Origin of the sequence: Pseudomonas sp. CFBP 13727, assembly GCF_014841915.1 — a bacterium.
Taxonomy (GTDB): Bacteria; Pseudomonadota; Gammaproteobacteria; order Pseudomonadales; family Pseudomonadaceae; genus Aquipseudomonas; species Aquipseudomonas baltica.
In genome coordinates, this window is sequence record NZ_JACYUT010000006.1 from 311,301 (window position 1) to 328,709 (window position 17,409).

The window sequence follows — 17,409 nt, forward strand, 5'->3', positions numbered from 1 at the left end:
TTTTATTTCTTCTCGGCCGTGATGCGCAAGTGCGGCCAGGCGGCGCGCAGGTATTGCAGCATGGACCACAAGGTCAGTGCGGCAGCGACCAGCAAAAGGGCGTAGCCCAGGATGACCCAGAAGGTGGCCGCCTTGGGGTTGGCCAGCAGGATGACCAAAGCCAGCATCTGCGCGGCGGTCTTCCATTTGCCCATGTTGGACACTGCGACCTGGGCACGTGCGCCGATCTCGGCCATCCATTCGCGCAGCGCGGAGACGACGATTTCGCGACCGATGATGATCGCCGCCGGCAGGGTCAGCCAGAAGTTGGCATGTTCCTGCACCAGCAGCACCAGGGCCACCGCCACCATGAGCTTGTCGGCCACCGGATCGAGGAACGCACCGAATGGTGTGCTCTGCTCCCAACGGCGGGCCAGGTAGCCGTCCAGCCAGTCGGTTGCCGCCGCTATAGCGAACACGGTGCTGGCTGCCATGTAGCTCCAATGGTAGGGCAGATAGAACAGCAATATGAAGAACGGTATCAGCAGGACGCGCAGTACGGTAAGCAAGTTAGGGATATTCATCGGCACAACTGGCTGCAAGGTGAGATGGCATTCTACTCGCTGTGCAGGTTTGCATAAATCGACTCTGCCAGCTTTTTACTGATTCCCGGTGCCTTGGCGATTTCCTCGACGCTGGCGCGGGCGATTTCCTGCAGCCCGCCGAAATGCTTGAGCAACTCGCGGCGACGCTTGGGGCCCACGCCTGCAACCCCTTCCAGGGTCGAGGTGCGACGTGTCTTGCCACGTCGCGCGCGGTGACCGGTAATCGCAAAACGGTGGGCTTCGTCACGAATCTGCTGGATCAGGTGCAGCGCCGGCGAGTCGCCCTTGAGGGTGAATTCGTGGGCGACGTCGTTCAGATACAGCGTTTCGAAGCCGGCCTTGCGGGTCGTGCCCTTGGCCACGCCGAGCAGGATGAGGTCGGGAATGGCCAGTTCGTTCAGCACTTCACGGGCCATGTTCAACTGGCCCTTGCCGCCGTCCACCAGCAGCACGTCGGGCAGCTTGCCCTCTCCTGCCTTGATCTTGCTGAAGCGGCGCATCAGGGCCTGGTGCATGGCCGCATAGTCATCGCCTGCGGTGACGCCTTCGATGTTGTAGCGGCGGTAATCCGACTTGATCGGCCCTTCGGGCCCGAACACCACGCACGACGCCACGGTGGCTTCGCCGCTGGAGTGACTGATGTCGTAGCATTCCAGCCGCTGCGGTGGCTCGTCCAGGTTCAGCACCTCGGCCAGCGCGTCGAACCGCGCGGCCACGTGCTGGCGATTGGCGAGCCGTGCACCCAGCGCCTGCTCGGCGTTGGTCACGGCCAGCTGCTGCCAGCGTGCGCGGGTGCCGCGCACGCGATGGCTGAGGCTCAATTCACGGCCACGCAAAGTATCGAGGGCATCGAGCAACGCTTCGTGGTCTTCGGGAATGACGTTGACGATCAACTCGCTCGGCAAGTCGCGCTCGGAGCTGCCCAGGTAGTATTGCGAGAGAAACGCCGACATGACTTCGGCGACTTCTTCTTCGATACCCACCTGCGGGAAGAAATTCTTGCTGCCCAGCACCCGGCCGCTGCGCACGGTGATCAGGTGTACGCACGCGCCGCCCGGGTTGACGAAGGCAGCGATGACGTCGACGTCGCCGCTGCCGCCTTCCATGCTCTGCTGGTCCTGGACGCGCCGCAGCAGGCCGATCTGGTCGCGCAGTTGCGCGGCCTCTTCGAACTGCAGGTCCATCGCCGCCTTCTCCATGCTGGCAGAAAGCTCGTTGGTCAACTGGTTGCTGCGCCCTTCCAGGAACATCACCGAATGGCGCACGTCCTCGGCATATTCAGGCGCCTCCACGAGCCTCACGCACGGCGCCTTGCAGCGCTTGATCTGGTGTTGCAGGCACGGGCGCGTGCGGTTTCTGAAGTAGCTGTCCTCGCACTGGCGAACGAAGAAGGTCTTCTGCAACAGGCTCAAGCTCTCGCGAATGGCGCCTGCGCTCGGATAGGGACCAAAGTAGCGACCCTTGGCCTTCTTGGCGCCGCGATGGATGCTCAGTCGCGGAAACTCGCCGTCGGAAAGAAACACGTACGGATAGGATTTGTCATCGCGCAGCAGGATGTTATAGGGCGGCCGCCACTCCTTGATCAGGGTCTGCTCGAGCAGCAACGCCTCGGTTTCGTTGGCCGTGATGGTGGTTTCGATCTGCTGGATCTTGCCCACCAGGGCAGCGGTCTTGGGCGCCTGGCCGGTTTTTCGAAAATAGCTCGCCAGGCGTTTCTTGAGGTTCTTGGCCTTGCCCACGTAAAGCAGGCGCATGGCGTCGTCGAACATCCGGTACACGCCCGGACGTCCGCTGCAGGTGGCAAGAAAGGCACTGGGATCGAATGCAGCAGTCATGGTCAAAGGTTGGTGTCTACCATGCCATGCCGCACCGCCAGCAGGGTCAATTCCACATCGCTGGTCACGGAGAGCTTCTCGAAGATCCGGTAGCGGTAGGTGTTGACCGTTTTTGGCGACAGGCACAGCTTGTCTGAGATGATCTGGACTTTCTGGCAGCCGACGATCATCAGGGCAATCTGGATTTCCCGTTCGGACAGCAGATCGAACGGCGAATTACTGGTCTGCGGCTGGAACGACTTGAGGGCCAATTGCTGGGCAATCTGCGGACTGATGTAACGCTGGCCGGCGAACACCAGGCGAATCGCCTGGACCATTTCGGCCAGCCCTGCCCCCTTGGTCAGGTAACCGGCGGCACCGGCTTGCAGCAGGCGCGTCGGAAATGGGTCTTCCTCGCAGACAGTGACGGCCACCACCTTTATGTCGGGATGGCTGCGCAGCAATTTGCGAGTCGCCTCGAGACCACCGATACCGGGCATCTTGACGTCCATCAGCACCACGTCCGGCTTGAGATCGCGAGCATACTGCAACGCCCCCTCGCCCGACTCTGCCTGTCCCACGACCTGCAGGTCGTCGATATCGGCCAGCATGCGGGTAATACCGGTACGGACCAGGTCGTGATCGTCGACTACTAGAACCCGAATCAAACGGACACCTCGTAATAGTGGTCTCGGGGAATGCTGCCACATTACCAAACATTGCCGCCTCGGACCTAGCTCAAAGCGTCATGAATATGGCGTGGGGCGTCGGTGCGGAAGATCAGTCCGGGGTATTTCTCGCCCGTGTTTTTTTCTGGACCGTACTGCGCGTTGAATAGTTCGCCGCCATCTCGGCCAGGCTGCTGGCCAGATTGCTCAAGACGGCTTGGCCGGAAGTAGGAAGCGTCCGATATGTCTCTAGGACTTTTTCTTCTCGGCCGCTGAGAGCCTGCTCGGCCAATGGCGTCCGGCGGCCCAGCACGACGTAGAGAACGTCGACGCCTATCGTCGAAACGGCAGCCAAGTAATCGGCCCGTGGTGATCTTTCGCCGTTTTCGTATTTGCCCTGCGCATTGGGTTCGACACCACCCACCTGGCCAAACTCTCGTTGCGTGAGCTCCAAACGCTCGCGCTCTTCCCTTAGTCGGGGACCGATTCCAGTCATTTGAATGTATAATCCTTTATCGAAACACCCGAAACGGTGCGAAATAAAACTACTTTGAACCCTCTAAAACGGACTTGAACTATGCATGGTATACGGACTGCCGCACAAGCCAGAGCCTGGCTCGATCAGCAAGGGAAATCGGTACAAGAGTTTGCGCGCGAGCACGGCGTGGACCCTGCCACCACCTATCAGGTGTTGGCAGGACGCAAGAAGGGGCGGCGTGGCGAGGCGCACCGGGTCGCCGTATTGCTGGGCATGAAACTGGGCACCATCAGCGCTGCACTGGAGAACGGCCAGCGCTGACCGCACATGGTCAACGGGCGGGGCTGGGCAGCACGTACTCCATGCGCAGGAAACTGTCCTGCTCCCCCACCACCTCGAAACCGTGGCGGCCATAGAGCCGCTGCGCGGGGTTGTCCTTGAACACCATCAGACGCACCCGCGGCAAGCGTTCACTACGTGCTTGCTGCATCACCTGCTCGAGCACCCAGTGGCCCACGCCCTGACCACGATGCACCGGCAACAGATGCACCTCGCGGATGAACAGTGCATGGGCATCCCTGGACAGACTGATGTAGCCCAGCGGCACGGCGTCGCGACAGATCAATCGGTTGTCGCGCCAATGCCAGGCCTGATCGAAACCCTCGTCCAGCCACAACAGATCGTGACGGCCGTAGTAAGGCAGCATCGCTCGCCGAGTAAGGTCTCGGGCGAAACGCAGATCCTGATCGACAGCCGCCCGCAGGTACAAAGTCATTGCATCCTCCCCACGTCAAGAATGAGCTTGAATCCTTCGCCATGGCTGAAGTAAGCTCCAGCCATCCACCGGAGACTATCAATGTCGCACAACACCTTCAGCCCTGCATCCTTGCCTGCGACCTGCGCAGCGATGACGGCTGTCCGTGCACCGGCAAACGTTTATTTTGGGTATTGGTTTAGCCACTGGCGCGCCTGATACCCATATCGGCGCCCATTTCACAGGGGTCGCCGACAGAGAATTCTCAACCCCCAGTCGGCCTCCCGACTGGGGGTTTTTGCTTTTCAGGGCTTCATGTTTTTTTCGGCACTTTCGCCACGAAATCGAGGAACGCTTCATGAACAACTTCACTTATTACCGTTTCGACATCCGCAACCTCTGGCGATTTAGCAACCTCCGTTCGGGCCAGCCTGCCGCCTCCGACCGGTCGTTGATGGGTGGCATGACCCGCAGTCCAGACTCCCCGGCACTTTGTCGAACACCTTGACAGGGCAGCGCATGCGGGCAATCCCCCCGCCGCTGTCCAGGACCCAGACCATGAACAACAGCCTGACCACTCTGCACCACACCCCTGCTGTCCAGACTCGCACAGCCGCAGGTCCAACCGCAGCAAAAGACGCCGCCAACACGCCGGCAACTCACCGTCTGCCTACGCATTTCGCGCTCAAGCAGCAGTTGCCCCTCGCCGATCACCTGGGCACCCAGGTCCAAGCCCATCGCCAAGCCATCCGCGCCATTCTCGAAGGCCGTGACCCACGCCTGCTGGTCGTAGTGGGCCCCTGCTCCCTGCACGATCCGAAGTCCGCGCTGGAGTACGCACGCAACCTGAGCCAGTTGGCGCAGGAGTTAGAGGGCGAGATGCTGCTGGTGATGCGCGCCTACGTGGAGAAACCACGCACTACCGTGGGCTGGAAAGGCCTGGCATACGATCCTTACCTGGACGGCACCGACGACATGGCGGGCGGCCTGACCCTGTGCCGCGACCTGATGCGGGAAATGCTGCGCCTGGGCCTGCCACTGGCGAGCGAAGTATTGCAACCCATGGCCTCAGGGTACTTCGACGACCTGTTGAGCTGGGTGGCGATCGGTGCACGCACCACGGAATCGCAGATCCACCGCGAACTGGCCAGCGGCCTGGGGATCCCGGTCGGCTTCAAGAATGGTACCGACGGCGGCGTTGCCGTCGCGTGCGATGCCATGCGCAGTGCGGCCCATGCCCATCGCCATTTCGGCATCGATCCGCAAGGGCACCCGGCCATGATCGACACCACTGGCAATCCCGACACTCACCTGGTGTTGCGCGGGGGGCACCGGGGGCCCAACCATGACCGGCAGAGCATTGCCCAGGTGCACAACGATCTGGCCAAAGCGGGTGTGAAGGCGCGCATCATGGTCGACTGCAGCCATGCCAACAGTGGCAAGGACCCATTGCGCCAGCCAGCGGTGTTCGACGACGTGCTGCAGCAGCGCCTGGACGGTGACCGGTCATTGGTGGCGGTCATGCTGGAAAGCCATTTGCAGGAAGGCAGCCAGCCGATCAGCGGGCACATGCGCTACGGCGTGTCGGTCACCGACGGTTGCCTGGGCTGGGCCGCCACCGAGCGACTGCTGCGCCAAGGTGCCGAGCGCCTGCGCGGCGCTGCCGAGGTTTGATTCCCCCACGCGCCCGTGCGCCGATCCGGATCCGGGTCGGCGCAGGCAACCAATTGGACAGGGTCGAGTCCAAGCTGCACGTTCTGAACATCGGAGATCATCATGAAACTCATCCCGTGCGCCGGTCTGGTGCTGTGTCTGGCACTGCTGCAAGGCTGCTTCGACAGCGCCGACAAGAGCACCACCAAAGGCAACAACGACGGCACCCCTTCCTCGGTACAGATGCAGAAGCCCGATCAGTCCAAGGATAAATAAGCGTCGGCGCCTGCCCCCGCAGGCGCTTTCATGAAATGATGGCGGCTTTCCCGCTCGCATCTCCTGCGCACAAGGACTGTCGCCAGCATGCCGCTGACACTTGCCGCCTCCAAACGCAAATTTTCACGCCTGCTGTTGCCTTGGCTGGCGGCCGCAATACCACTGGCCAGTGGTGCGGTCATGCTGACCTGGGAAGCCGGTCGTTCGCTGCAGCTTGCAGCGGCGCGCACCAGCCAGTTGGCGGTCGAGCAATTCGAACTCATCCTCGATAACGTCGCGGCAGCGGCGGATGCCGTTCTGCCCCTGTCCGGACAACCCTGCGCGCAGGTGCAACCGGCGCTGCTGGACCAAGTGACCCGGCGGCCCTTTGTGCGTTCGGTGAATCTGATCCAGGGCGACACACTTTATTGCAGCTCTCTGTCGGGCGCAGTGAGCGAAAATGTGAATCCGCTCGATTACGTCGATGGGCAGCTGTGGCTGCTGCCCGGCAATTCGGTGACGCCCGACCGCGGCTTGTTGATCTACCGCGCCGTCCGTGGCCAGGCCAGCGCGCTCAGCACCGTCGACGGTTACCACCTGGCCAACGCCTTGCGCATGATGGGCTCGACCCATTCGATCACCCTGCACGTCGGGCGCAGCTGGATCGAAGCCAGCGGCGAGGTCCATCAGGGCGCGCCGCTGCCTGCCACAGGCGCGCAAACACGGCTGCAGTCCGCACGCTACCCGTTCAGCGTGGTCAGTGGTAGCCCGCAAGGGGCGCGCTGGACGTTGATACGCGAACAGTACGCCGGCATGTTCGGCCTGCTATTGCTCATCTCGGCGGTGGTCGGCCTGCTCTGCCGGTGGGTGATGAGTCGTTCCGGCTCGCGCTATCAGGAGCTGCAGCGTGCATTGGACGCCGAGGAGTTCGTGCCCTTCTTCCAGCCGGTGGTGTTCAGCGAGGACGGCCGCTGGGCGGGCGCCGAAGTGCTCATGCGCTGGCAACATCCTCGCGAAGGCCTGGTCCGCCCCGACCTGTTCATTCCCTACGCCGAGGACTGCGGGCTGATCGTACCGATGACCCGGCTGCTGATGAAGCGCACCGCGCAGCAACTGGGCACCTGCCTGGATCAGCTGCCGCACGGCTTTCATGTCGGCATCAACATCACCGCCCAGCATTGCCTGGATTCAGCGTTGTTCGATGACTGCAAGGCGTTCCTCGACGCGTTTCCGAAAGACCGGATCGCCTTGACCCTGGAATTGACCGAACGCGAGCTGATCCAGCCCTGCGCGCAGATTCACGCGCTGTTCGAACGGCTGCGCGGGTTGGGCGTGAGCATCGCCATCGACGACTTCGGCACCGGGCAGTCCAGCCTGAGCTACCTGCAGCAGTTCCAGGTCGACTTCCTCAAGATCGACCAGAGCTTCGTGGCCATGATCGGCGTCAATACGCTTTCGCGGCATGTGCTGGACAGCATCATCGAGCTGTCGGCCAAACTCGAACTGCAAGTGGTTGCCGAAGGCGTGGAAACCGACGAACAACGCGCTTACCTCGCCGCACGCCACGTGAAATATCTGCAGGGTTATCTGTTTGCCAAGCCAATGCCGCTGGCGGATTTCGCGCACGCCTTGCGCCGTCTCTGAAAGCAGTGGTTGTAGCTTGTCCGTCTGGCTGAGATCATTGTCGGCTCAGTCAGGTTTTTCGCGCTTCGAGGCTCCCGTGTCCAAAGGCATCATCACGTCCGTCACAGCGTCCATTCTGTTCGCCGTGATGTATTTCTATACTTCGCTGCTGGCCCCTCTGAGCGGCGAAGAGATGTTTGGCTGGCGCATGCTGCTGACCTTGCCATGCGTGACCCTGTTCATGTGGTTCAGTGCCGATCTGCATCTGGTCGCCAGGGTGTGGCGCAACATTGCCCAGCGTCCGATGCTGCTGCTCGGCTCGATGGGCACCTCGGCGCTGATGGGTGTGCAGCTGTGGCTGTTCCTTTGGGCGCCGCTGCACGGGCGCAGCCTGGAAGTGTCGATGGGCTATTTCCTGCTGCCGCTGACCATGGTCCTGACCGGACGGCTGGTGTACGGCGAACAGCTCTCGCACCTGCAGAAGCTGGCGGTGCTCTGCGCCGCCTGCGGTGTAGGCCACGAGCTGTTCCAGCACGGCAGCTTCGCCTGGGAAACGTTGCTCGTGGCTGCCGGCTATCCGGTGTATTTCGTGTTGCGTCGCGCGTGCGGCAATGATCACCTGGGCGGTTTGTGGACGGACATGTGCCTGATGCTGCCGGCCGCGCTGCTGTTCATCGTGCAAGGCCAGCTGTCGCCGGCAGACATGGAGGCGCGACCGCTGCTGTACGCACTGATACCGATTCTTGGCGTCATCAGTGCATCGGCATTGATCTGCTACGTAATGGCCAGCCGCCTGCTGCCGTTCAGCCTGTTCGGGCTGCTCAGCTACGTCGAGCCGGTGCTGTTGGTGGGTGTGGCCTTGTTGCTGGGCGAGAGCATCGCGCCAGACCAGTGGCTGACCTACTTGCCGATCTGGCTGGCGGTGCTGGTGCTGATGTTCGAGGGCGCCAAGCATCTGGCGCGCTCGCGTCGCGCAGTGTGATTGCGCGCGGTTTCGCTACACCTGCAGGGCTTGCTTGCGCAGGAGGACTTGCTTGACCCGGCGCTCCTCCACCGTCAGCACGGTCAGGCTCCACTGTTCCCATTGCAGCGTGTCGCCTTGCTTGGGCAAACGATCGAGCAGGCTCATGACCATGCCCGCCAGGGTCTGATAGTCATTGGTGGGCGCCGCATCGAAGCCGATGCGCGTCTGCAGCTGCTTGAGGTCCAACGCTGCACTCACGCGATAGCCCTCCTCCTGCTCGACGATATCGGGGGCCTGCACTTCGCTGGCGTCGGGCAACTCGCCGGCAATCGACTCGAGAATGTCGGTCATGGTCAGAATGCCGATGAAGCCACCGAACTCGTTGACCACGAAGGCAATGTGCGTGGACTGCGCACGCATCTGCTCCAGGGCGTTGAGAATGCTGAAGGTTTCGAGCAGGTTGATCGGCTGGCGCGCCAGGCTGGCCAGGTCCGGTGCGTCGCCCGCCAGCAGTTGCTTGAGCAACTCCTTCTTGTGCACGAAACCCAGAGGCTCGTCCACCTGGCCTTGTGCAATCAATGGCAGGCGTGAGTAGGACGACTGCATCAAGGTCTGCTCGGTGACTTCGCGCGACGCACCCAGGTCCAGGCAATCGACCTGGGCACGCACGGTCATGATGCTGCGGATGGGTTTTTCAGCCAGGTTCAACACCCCGCTAATCATCACCCGCTCACGTCGATCGAACAGCGCTTCGCTCTGCTCCTGGCCCACCAGGTCTTCGATTTCCTCGTCCATGGCTTCGCTGGCCGGACGCCGGCCACCCAGCAGGCGCAGCACGGCGTGGGCGGTACGCTCGCGCATTGGCCGGTCCTGATGCTTGTGCTTGCGCCGTGCCCGAGCGATCTGGTTGAACACCTCGATGAGAATCGAGAAACCGATCGCGGCGTACAGATAACCCTTGGGGATGTGGAAGCCCAGGCCTTCGGCGGTCAGGGCGAAGCCGATCATCATCAGGAAGCCCAGGCACAGCATGATCACGGTCGGGTGGCTGTTGACGAAGCGCGTCAACGGCTTGCTTGCGATGATCATCAGGCCGATGGAGAAGATCACCGCGATCATCATGATCGACAATTCGTCCACCATGCCCACGGCGGTGATCACCGCATCCAGGGAGAACACAGCGTCCAGCACGACGATCTGCGCGACGATTGGCCAGAACAGGGCGTAGGTCTTGACGCCAGCCCGCTGCGCGACATGGCCTTCGAGCCTTTCATGCAACTCCATGGTCGCCTTGAACAGCAGGAAGATACCGCCGAACAGCATGATCAGGTCGCGCCCGGAGAACGATTTGCCGAACACCTCGAACAGCGGCTCGGTCAGCGTCACCATCCAGGAAATGCTGGCCAGCAGGCCCAGGCGCATGATCAACGCCAGCGACAGGCCGATCACCCGCGCGCGGTCACGCTGATGCGGGGGCAGCTTGTCGGCGAGAATCGCGATGAATACCAGATTGTCGATGCCCAATACCAGTTCCAGGACGATCAGGGTCGCCAGGCCTAGCCAGGCCGTGGGGTCGGCTAGCCATTCCATGGAAGGGCACTCATCAGGCAGAAGGAGGATGTTGCATGAAGCGCGGGACTGGGAGGTTCCGTGACGGGATTCATAGAGATCTTTAGTAGTTTCGGAGTCTGATCCTACCGCCCGGCGTACTGATTCCTACAGCGGGAAAGTATTTCAAGGCTTGTACGGCTGTGCCTTGGGGCTTTGCCCTGCCGTCAGGTGCTGGCCTGTAAAAATCGTTAGCTAGCTTTGTATTTTTCCGGAAAATCAAGCACTTCCAGTGATGTTCATCATTCGCAATGATAGTTACCTTCGAACCATTCGATTCGTCGATTGTCCCGTCTGCGCCGCATGATCCGCCCATCGTTGATGCTCCCTTACTTCACTTGGCGGATCTGCACATGCACCAGTCACTCACTCCGTTGCGTTTTCCGTTGGCGGCCCTTGCGCTGATGGTCATCGCCGCTTGCGGAAAAACACCCGATGTCGCTCAGGCGCCTGCTGCACCCAAGGTTACCGTGGCCCAGGTGCTGGAACAGCCGGTCAATGAATGGGACGAGTTCACCGGGCGCCTGGAAGCACCGGAAACCGTCGAGATTCGCCCACGCGTGTCGGGCCAGATTGACCAGGTAGCCTTCACCGAGGGCGCCCTGGTGAACAAGGGCGACCTGCTGTTCCAGATTGATCCGCGGCCTTTCCAGGCCGAAGTGCGGCGCCTGGAAGCGCAACTTCAACAGGCCCGTGCCAGCTCCGCACGCAGCGACAACGAAGCGCAGCGTGGACAGCGCCTGCAGGCGAGCAACGCCATTTCCGCCGAGCTGGCCGAGACCCGTGCCACCGCGGCGCAAGAGTCGCGCGCCGCGCTCGCCGGCATCCAGGCACAGCTCGACCTGGCCCGGCTGAACCTGAGCTTCACCCGCGTCACGGCGCCGATTTCCGGGCGCGTCAGCCGTGCTGAAATAACCGCAGGCAACATCGTCAGCGCCGACGTGACGCCGCTGACCAGCGTGGTCTCTACCGACAAGGTGTATGCCTACTTTGATGCCGACGAGCGCGTGTACCTCAAGTACACCCAGCTCGCCCGCCAGGGCCAGCGCGGCCAGACCACCCCGGTGTATCTGGGGCTGTCCAACGAGGCGGGCAACCCGCACCTGGGGCACATGAATTTCGTCGACAACCAGGTCAATCCCAAGACCGGCACCATCCGCGGTCGCGCCGTGTTCGACAACAAGGACGGCAGCTTCACCCCCGGCCTGTACGCACGGCTGAAACTAGTGGGCAGCGCCACCTATTCGGCAGTGCTGATCAAGGACGAAGCGGTGGGCACCGACCTGGGCAAGAAGTTCGTGCTGGTGATGGACCAGGACAACAAGGCCGCCTACCGCAGCATCGAGTTGGGCCCCAAGCTGGAGGGCCTGCGCATCGTGCGCAGTGGCCTGAGCAAGGATGAGCGCATCGTCATCAATGGCCTGCAGCGGGTTCGTCCCGGTTCCCAGGTCGATCCCGAAGTCGCCCAGATGGCCAGCCCTGCCACCCTCGCCGCCCTGGCCGAACAGCGCCATGCCCTTGAAGCCAGCAACACGCCCGCTGCTGCGGTCAAGGTTGCCAGCGTTTCGACTCCACGCGGTTAAGAGATCACTGCGATGAACTTCTCTCAATTCTTCATCAAGCGGCCGATCTTCGCCGCCGTGCTGTCGCTGATCATTCTGATCGCCGGCGCCATCTCGCTGTTCCAGCTGCCGATCAGCGAGTACCCCGAAGTGGTCCCGCCGACCGTGGTGGTGCGTGCCAGCTTCCCCGGCGCCAACCCCAAGGTCATCGGTGAAACCGTGGCCGCGCCGCTCGAGCAAGCCATCACCGGTGTCGAGAACATGCTGTACATGTCCTCGCAGTCTACCGCCGACGGCAAGCTGACCCTGACCCTGACCTTCGCGTTGGGCACCGACCTGGACAATGCCCAGGTGCAGGTGCAGAACCGAGTGACGCGCACCCAACCCAAGCTGCCCGAAGAAGTCACGCGGATCGGCATTACCGTGGACAAGGCCTCACCGGACTTGACCATGGTGGTCCACCTGACCTCCCCCGACCAGCGCTACGACATGCTCTACCTGTCCAACTACGCGACCTTGAACATCAAGGACGAACTGGCCAGGCTCAATGGCATTGGCGACGTGCAGTTGTTCGGCATGGGCGACTACTCGCTGCGGGTCTGGCTTGACCCGAACAAGACCGCTTCGCGCAACCTGACGGCCACCGACGTGGTCACCGCCATTCGCGAGCAGAACCGTCAGGTTGCCGCTGGCCAGCTGGGCGCGCCGCCTGCGCCCAACGCCACCAGTTTCCAGATGTCGGTCAACACCCAAGGCCGCCTGGTCACCGAGGAAGAATTCGAGAACATCGTCGTGCGCGCCGCCGACGACGGCGAAATCACCCGGCTCAAGGACATTGCCCGCGTGGAGCTGGGTTCCAGCCAATACGCGTTGCGCTCGCTGCTGAACAACCAACCGGCGGTGGCCCTGCCGATCTTCCAGCGCCCCGGTTCCAACGCCATCGACGTGTCCAATCAGGTTCGGGCGAAAATGGCCGAACTCAAGCAGTCGTTCCCTGAAGGCATGGACTACAGCATCGTCTACGACCCGACCATCTTCGTGCGCGGCTCGATCGAGGCGGTGGTACACACCTTGTTCGAAGCGCTGATCCTGGTCGTGCTGGTGGTGATCCTGTTCCTGCAGACCTGGCGCGCCTCGATCATTCCGCTGGTGGCCGTGCCGGTGTCGCTGATCGGCACCTTCGCCGTCATGCACATGTTCGGCTTTTCGCTCAACGCGTTGTCGCTGTTCGGACTGGTGCTGGCCATCGGTATCGTCGTGGACGACGCCATCGTGGTGGTGGAGAACGTCGAGCGCAACATCGAGCTGGGGCTGGAACCGGTGGCCGCCACCGAGCGGGCCATGCGCGAAGTGACCGGGCCGATCATCGCCACTGCGCTGGTGCTGTGTGCGGTGTTCGTGCCGGCAGCGTTCATCTCCGGGCTCACCGGGCAGTTCTACAAGCAGTTCGCCCTGACCATCGCCATTTCCACTGTCATTTCGGCGTTCAACTCGTTGACCCTGTCGCCGGCGCTGGCGGCCGTGCTGCTCAGGGCACACGACGCACCCAAGGACCGCTTCTCCCGGCTGCTCGACAAACTGCTCGGCGGCTGGCTGTTCCGGCCGTTCAACCGCTTCTTCGAAAAGGCCAGCCATGGCTATGTCGGCACCGTGGCGCGGGTGATCCGCAGCAGCGGTATCGCGATGCTGGTGTATGCAGGGTTCATGGTGCTGACCTGGTTCGGTTTCGCCAACACCCCAACCGGTTTCGTGCCTTCCCAGGACAAGCAGTACCTGGTGGCGTTCGCGCAGTTGCCGGACGCCGCCAGCCTGGACCGCACCGAAGATGTGATCAAGCGCATGTCGGACATCGCCTTGAAGCAGCCAGGCGTAGAGAACGCCATCGCCTTCCCCGGCCTGTCGATCAACGGCTTCACCAACAGCCCGAACAACGGCATCGTGTTCGTCGCGCTCAAGGACTTCGATCAGCGCAAGGACGCCAGCCTGTCGGCCAACGCCATCGCCGCCGAGCTCAACGGCAAGTTCGCCGGTATCCAGGACGCCTACATGGCGATCTTTCCACCGCCGCCGGTGATGGGCCTGGGCACCATCGGTGGTTTCCGCCTGCAGGTTCAGGATCGCGGCAACCTGGGCTATGACGAGTTGTACAAGCAGACCCAGAACATCATCGCCAAGAGCCGCAGCGTGCCGGAACTGGCCGGGCTGTTCACCAGCTACACAGTGAACGTGCCGCAGGTGGATGCCTCGATCGATCGGGAGAAGGCCAAGACCCATGGCGTGGCCATCAGCGATATCTTCGACACCCTGCAGGTGTACCTGGGCTCGCTGTACGCCAACGACTTCAACCGCTTCGGGCGCACCTATCAGGTCAACGTCCAGGCCGAGCAGCAGTTCCGCCTGGAGGCCGAGCAGATCGGCCAGCTCAAGGTGCGCAACGATCGCGGCGAGATGATCCCGCTGGCCACGTTCATCAAGGTCAGCGACACCGCAGGGCCTGATCGCGTGATGCACTACAACGGCTTCGTCACGGCGGAAATCAACGGCGCGGCTGCACCCGGCTACAGTTCGGGCCAGGCCCAGGCGGCGGTGGAGAAGCTGCTCAAGGACGAACTGCCCAACGGCATGGCCTACGAATGGACCGAGCTGACCTACCAGCAGATTCTGGCAGGCAACACCGCCCTGTTCGTGTTCCCGCTGTGCGTGCTGCTGGCCTTCCTGGTGCTGGCGGCGCAGTACGAAAGCTGGAGCCTGCCGCTGGCGGTGATCCTGATCGTGCCCATGACCCTGCTCTCGGCGATTGCCGGGGTGATGATCGCGGGCAGCGACAACAATATCTTCACCCAGATCGGCCTGATCGTGCTGGTCGGACTGGCGTGCAAGAACGCGATCCTGATCGTCGAATTCGCCAAGGACAAGCAGGAGGAAGGCCTCGACCCGCTGGCCGCCGTGCTGGAGGCATGCCGCTTGCGGCTACGGCCGATCCTGATGACCTCGTTCGCTTTCATCATGGGCGTGGTGCCGTTGGTGCTGTCGTCCGGCGCCGGTGCCGAGATGCGCCATGCCATGGGCGTGGCGGTGTTCTCCGGCATGCTGGGGGTGACTTTCTTCGGCCTGCTGCTGACCCCGGTGTTCTTCGTGCTGATCCGTCGCCATGTCGAGCGTCGCCAGGCCCGCAAGGCGGACCGCGCGCTCAAGCTTGAGGTACAACCATGAACCGCTTGAAACCCCTTCTGCCCAGCCTGCTGGTGATGGCCCTGGCCGCGTGCGCGGTGGGCCCTGACTACCGCGCGCCGCAGGCGTTGGATGCGACCGTGGCGGCTGCGCAAGATGCTCGTTACTACCGCGCCGAGCAGTTCGATGCGGTGTGGTGGCAGCAATTCGACGACCCGACGCTCAATCGGTTGGTCAACGAATCGTTGCAGGGCAACCGCGAGCTGCGCGTGGCCTTCGCCCGCCTCAAGGCATCTCGGGCGATCCGCGACGACGTGGCCAACGATCGCTTCCCGGTGGTGACCAGCCGCGCCAGCAGCGAGATCGGCAAGAGCCAGATACCTGGCCAGACCAACGACCGGGTCAATACCGAGCGCTACGACCTGGGCCTGGACATGGCCTGGGAAGTCGATTTGTTCGGGCGCATCCAGCGTCAGTTGGAAGTCAGTGACGCCCAGCAGGGTGAAGCCGCGGCCAACCTGCAGCAGTTGCAGGTCACGTTGATCGCGGAACTGGTGGATGCCTACGGACAACTGCGTGGCGCGCAATTGCGCGAGAAGATCGCCCTGGCCAACCTGAAGAACCAGCAGGATTCGCGCGGCATCACCCGCAGCCTGGAGGAAGCCGGCGTCGGCAATCAACTGGACGTGGTGCGTGCCGATGCACGCCTGGCCGCGGTCGAAGCGACCGTGCCGCAGCTGCAGGCCGAGCAGGTGCGGGCACGCAACCGCATCGCCACCCTGCTCGGCCAGCGCCCCGATCAACTCAGCGTCGATCTGAGCCCGGCGCAGCTGCCGGCCATTGCCAAGGCGCTGCCGATCGGTGATCCGACCCAGTTGCTGCGCCGTCGTCCGGACATTCGCAGTGCCGAACGCCGACTGGCAGCCGCCACCGCACAGATCGGCGTGGCCACCGCCGATCTGTTCCCACGGGTCACCCTCACTGGTTTCCTCGGGTTCACCGCAGCGCGTGGTTCGCAGATCGGTTCGTCGGCAGCCAACGCCTGGGGCCTGGGGCCGAGCATCACCTGGGCGGCTTTCGACCTGGGCAGCGTGCGCGCGCAGATTCGCGCAGCCAACGCCGATGCAGAGGGCGCGCTGGCCAGCTACGAGCAGGATGTGTTGCTGGCGCTGGAGGAATCGGAAAACGCCTTCAGTGACTACGGCAAGCGCCAGCAGCGTCTGCAGGCCTTGATGCGCCAGAGCGATTCCAGCCGCGCCGCGGCGGCGCTGGCGTCGATCCAGTACCGCGAAGGCACGGCCGATTACCTGGTGCTGCTCGATGCCGAGCGCGAGCGCTTGAGCGCCGAAGACGCCCAGGCCCAGGGCGAAACCGAGCTGTATCGCGGCATCGTGGCGATCTACAAGGCACTGGGCGGTGGCTGGCAGCCGGACACGCTGGCACGCCGGTAGCCCGGGAACGGCCGCCGTCGCGCGGGAAAAACGACGACGGCCGATGGTAGGATAGGCGCCATCCAGGCACCTCGGGGGCCGCTGTCGGGCATGTCTGCCTGGCAACTGCCTCCGGTGGGCCGATCCCGATCCGCAGCGAGCGCCCCATGATCACCATCCGCCCCATGACCCCCTCCGATTTCGAACGTTTCTGGCCCACCTTCAATGCGGTGGTCCAGGGCCAGCAGACCTACGCCTACGATCCGGCCATGACCCGCGAGGCCGCCGAGCACACCTGGCTGCAACTGCCCCTGCATACCTTCGTTGCCGAGGATGAACAAGGCCAGCTGTTGGGCAGCTACTACCTCAAGGCCAATGCCGCAGGCCCTGGCAATCATGTGTGCAACTGCGGCTACATGGTCACCGAGGCGGCGCGTGGCCGTGGTGTGGCGCGAATGATGTGCGAGCACTCGCAGCAGGTGGCACGCGACAGTGGTTTCCTGGCCATGCAGTTCAACTCGGTGGTAGCCAGTAACGAAGTGGCAGTGGCCCTGTGGCACAAGCTGGGGTTCGAAACCGTGGGGCGCCTGCCGCGGGCTTATCGGCATGCGCAACAGGGGCTGGTGGATTGCCTGGTGATGTACAAGTGGCTGGCCGAGGAATCTGCGCCGCAGACCCGGTTGATCGGCCGCAAGAACATCGAGTCGGTGGTGTCGCGGCCGCGGCGCACGCGCTGAACCGTTACCGGCATCACGGAAGTCGATGATGGCTATCGAAAAACGGAATTTTTCTTCAGGGCGCGGGATCAGCAATATAGGTCCCCTCACCACGCCAAGGATTTCGTC

16 protein-coding genes are annotated in these 17,409 nt (G+C 62.8%); 10 read left to right on the forward strand and 6 right to left on the reverse strand.

Annotated features, from left to right (window positions below; genetic code table 11):
- Nucleotides 1–2: 2 nt before the first annotated feature.
- The 4 genes from pgsA to IFT76_RS19105 all read right to left on the reverse strand — a co-directional run bounded on the left by pgsA (nucleotide 3) and on the right by IFT76_RS19105 (nucleotide 3,562).
- Nucleotides 3–563 (reverse strand): CDP-diacylglycerol--glycerol-3-phosphate 3-phosphatidyltransferase, encoded by a 561-nt coding sequence (gene pgsA / locus IFT76_RS19090; RefSeq protein WP_122477422.1) that lies wholly within the window; start codon nucleotides 561–563, stop codon nucleotides 3–5.
- A 32-nt stretch (nucleotides 564–595) separates the two neighbouring features.
- The gene (gene uvrC / locus IFT76_RS19095; protein WP_122477420.1) at nucleotides 596–2,419 is read right to left on the reverse strand and encodes an excinuclease ABC subunit UvrC; all 1,824 of its coding nucleotides are present in this window, start codon (nucleotides 2,417–2,419) and stop codon (nucleotides 596–598) included.
- 2 nt (nucleotides 2,420–2,421) lie between these two features.
- On the reverse strand, nucleotides 2,422–3,066 hold the full coding sequence (gacA, locus tag IFT76_RS19100; RefSeq protein ID WP_122477418.1) for a response regulator transcription factor GacA: 645 nt from the start codon (nucleotides 3,064–3,066) through the stop codon (nucleotides 2,422–2,424).
- 112 nt (nucleotides 3,067–3,178) lie between these two features.
- Nucleotides 3,179–3,562 carry a helix-turn-helix domain-containing protein gene (locus IFT76_RS19105; protein ID WP_192055541.1) on the reverse strand — a complete coding sequence of 128 codons (384 nt, stop codon included), beginning with the start codon at nucleotides 3,560–3,562 and terminating at the stop codon, nucleotides 3,179–3,181.
- Between the two features lie 81 nt (nucleotides 3,563–3,643).
- Here IFT76_RS19105 and IFT76_RS19110 point away from each other — a divergent pair, with 81 nt between their 5' ends.
- Nucleotides 3,644–3,865 carry a DNA-binding protein gene (locus tag IFT76_RS19110; RefSeq protein ID WP_122477415.1) on the forward strand — a complete coding sequence of 74 codons (222 nt, stop codon included), beginning with the start codon at nucleotides 3,644–3,646 and terminating at the stop codon, nucleotides 3,863–3,865.
- Between the two features lie 10 nt (nucleotides 3,866–3,875).
- On the opposite strand, the gene IFT76_RS19115 is transcribed toward IFT76_RS19110, so the two are convergent.
- Nucleotides 3,876–4,319 carry a GNAT family N-acetyltransferase gene (locus IFT76_RS19115; RefSeq protein WP_192055543.1) on the reverse strand — a complete coding sequence of 148 codons (444 nt, stop codon included), beginning with the start codon at nucleotides 4,317–4,319 and terminating at the stop codon, nucleotides 3,876–3,878.
- Nucleotides 4,320–4,656: 337 nt separating this feature from the next.
- On the opposite strand from IFT76_RS19115, the gene IFT76_RS19120 reads away from it, so the two are divergent.
- The 5 genes from IFT76_RS19120 to rarD all read left to right on the forward strand — a co-directional run bounded on the left by IFT76_RS19120 (nucleotide 4,657) and on the right by rarD (nucleotide 8,811).
- Nucleotides 4,657–4,806, forward strand: coding sequence for a hypothetical protein (locus IFT76_RS19120; protein ID WP_185793061.1), 150 nt, complete (start codon nucleotides 4,657–4,659; stop codon nucleotides 4,804–4,806).
- A 50-nt stretch (nucleotides 4,807–4,856) separates the two neighbouring features.
- Nucleotides 4,857–5,972, forward strand: coding sequence for a 3-deoxy-7-phosphoheptulonate synthase (locus tag IFT76_RS19125; RefSeq protein ID WP_122477412.1), 1,116 nt, complete (start codon nucleotides 4,857–4,859; stop codon nucleotides 5,970–5,972).
- Nucleotides 5,973–6,074: 102 nt separating this feature from the next.
- Nucleotides 6,075–6,227, forward strand: coding sequence for a hypothetical protein (locus IFT76_RS19130; protein WP_163007546.1), 153 nt, complete (start codon nucleotides 6,075–6,077; stop codon nucleotides 6,225–6,227).
- 87 nt (nucleotides 6,228–6,314) lie between these two features.
- Entirely contained in the window at nucleotides 6,315–7,850 is a 1,536-nt protein-coding gene (locus tag IFT76_RS19135; protein WP_192059823.1) for an EAL domain-containing protein, read from the forward strand.
- 76 nt (nucleotides 7,851–7,926) lie between these two features.
- The gene (gene rarD / locus IFT76_RS19140) at nucleotides 7,927–8,811 is read left to right on the forward strand and encodes an EamA family transporter RarD (RefSeq protein ID WP_192059825.1); all 885 of its coding nucleotides are present in this window, start codon (nucleotides 7,927–7,929) and stop codon (nucleotides 8,809–8,811) included.
- A gap of 15 nt (nucleotides 8,812–8,826) precedes the next feature.
- Here rarD and IFT76_RS19145 read toward each other — a convergent pair whose 3' ends face one another.
- The gene (locus tag IFT76_RS19145) at nucleotides 8,827–10,383 is read right to left on the reverse strand and encodes a TerC family protein (RefSeq protein ID WP_185793058.1); all 1,557 of its coding nucleotides are present in this window, start codon (nucleotides 10,381–10,383) and stop codon (nucleotides 8,827–8,829) included.
- 371 nt (nucleotides 10,384–10,754) lie between these two features.
- Here IFT76_RS19145 and mexE point away from each other — a divergent pair, with 371 nt between their 5' ends.
- The 4 genes from mexE (at nucleotide 10,755) to IFT76_RS19165 (ending at nucleotide 17,301) form a co-directional block, all read left to right on the forward strand.
- Nucleotides 10,755–11,984, forward strand: coding sequence for a multidrug efflux RND transporter periplasmic adaptor subunit MexE (gene mexE, locus IFT76_RS19150; RefSeq protein ID WP_192059827.1), 1,230 nt, complete (start codon nucleotides 10,755–10,757; stop codon nucleotides 11,982–11,984).
- A gap of 12 nt (nucleotides 11,985–11,996) precedes the next feature.
- On the forward strand, nucleotides 11,997–15,176 hold the full coding sequence (locus IFT76_RS19155; protein WP_122477407.1) for an efflux RND transporter permease subunit: 3,180 nt from the start codon (nucleotides 11,997–11,999) through the stop codon (nucleotides 15,174–15,176).
- Nucleotides 15,173–16,585 (forward strand): efflux transporter outer membrane subunit, encoded by a 1,413-nt coding sequence (locus IFT76_RS19160; protein ID WP_185793057.1) that lies wholly within the window; start codon nucleotides 15,173–15,175, stop codon nucleotides 16,583–16,585. Before IFT76_RS19155 ends, IFT76_RS19160 begins: the two co-directional genes overlap by 4 nt.
- Nucleotides 16,586–16,731: 146 nt before the next feature.
- Nucleotides 16,732–17,301, forward strand: a complete 570-nt coding sequence (locus IFT76_RS19165) for a GNAT family N-acetyltransferase (RefSeq protein ID WP_192059829.1) — start codon at nucleotides 16,732–16,734, stop codon at nucleotides 17,299–17,301.
- Nucleotides 17,302–17,409 lie beyond the last annotated feature (108 nt).

Excerpts from the sequence above, each read along its gene's own strand:
- IFT76_RS19145 (WP_185793058.1), bottom strand. The coding sequence starts at position 10,383 with ATGGAATGGCTAGCCGACCCCACGGCCTGGCTAGGCCTGGCGACCCTG.
- IFT76_RS19135 (WP_192059823.1), top strand. The coding sequence starts at position 6,315 with ATGCCGCTGACACTTGCCGCCTCCAAACGCAAATTTTCACGCCTGCTG.
- mexE (WP_192059827.1), top strand. The coding sequence starts at position 10,755 with ATGCACCAGTCACTCACTCCGTTGCGTTTTCCGTTGGCGGCCCTTGCG.
- pgsA (WP_122477422.1), bottom strand. The coding sequence starts at position 563 with ATGAATATCCCTAACTTGCTTACCGTACTGCGCGTCCTGCTGATACCG.
- IFT76_RS19120 (WP_185793061.1), top strand. The coding sequence starts at position 4,657 with ATGAACAACTTCACTTATTACCGTTTCGACATCCGCAACCTCTGGCGA.
- IFT76_RS19105 (WP_192055541.1), bottom strand. The coding sequence starts at position 3,562 with ATGACTGGAATCGGTCCCCGACTAAGGGAAGAGCGCGAGCGTTTGGAG.
- IFT76_RS19160 (WP_185793057.1), top strand. The coding sequence starts at position 15,173 with ATGAACCGCTTGAAACCCCTTCTGCCCAGCCTGCTGGTGATGGCCCTG.
- IFT76_RS19125 (WP_122477412.1), top strand. The coding sequence starts at position 4,857 with ATGAACAACAGCCTGACCACTCTGCACCACACCCCTGCTGTCCAGACT.
- IFT76_RS19115 (WP_192055543.1), bottom strand. The coding sequence starts at position 4,319 with ATGACTTTGTACCTGCGGGCGGCTGTCGATCAGGATCTGCGTTTCGCC.
- uvrC (WP_122477420.1), bottom strand. The coding sequence starts at position 2,419 with ATGACTGCTGCATTCGATCCCAGTGCCTTTCTTGCCACCTGCAGCGGA.
- IFT76_RS19130 (WP_163007546.1), top strand. The coding sequence starts at position 6,075 with ATGAAACTCATCCCGTGCGCCGGTCTGGTGCTGTGTCTGGCACTGCTG.
- IFT76_RS19165 (WP_192059829.1), top strand. The coding sequence starts at position 16,732 with ATGATCACCATCCGCCCCATGACCCCCTCCGATTTCGAACGTTTCTGG.
- IFT76_RS19110 (WP_122477415.1), top strand. The coding sequence starts at position 3,644 with ATGCATGGTATACGGACTGCCGCACAAGCCAGAGCCTGGCTCGATCAG.
- IFT76_RS19155 (WP_122477407.1), top strand. The coding sequence starts at position 11,997 with ATGAACTTCTCTCAATTCTTCATCAAGCGGCCGATCTTCGCCGCCGTG.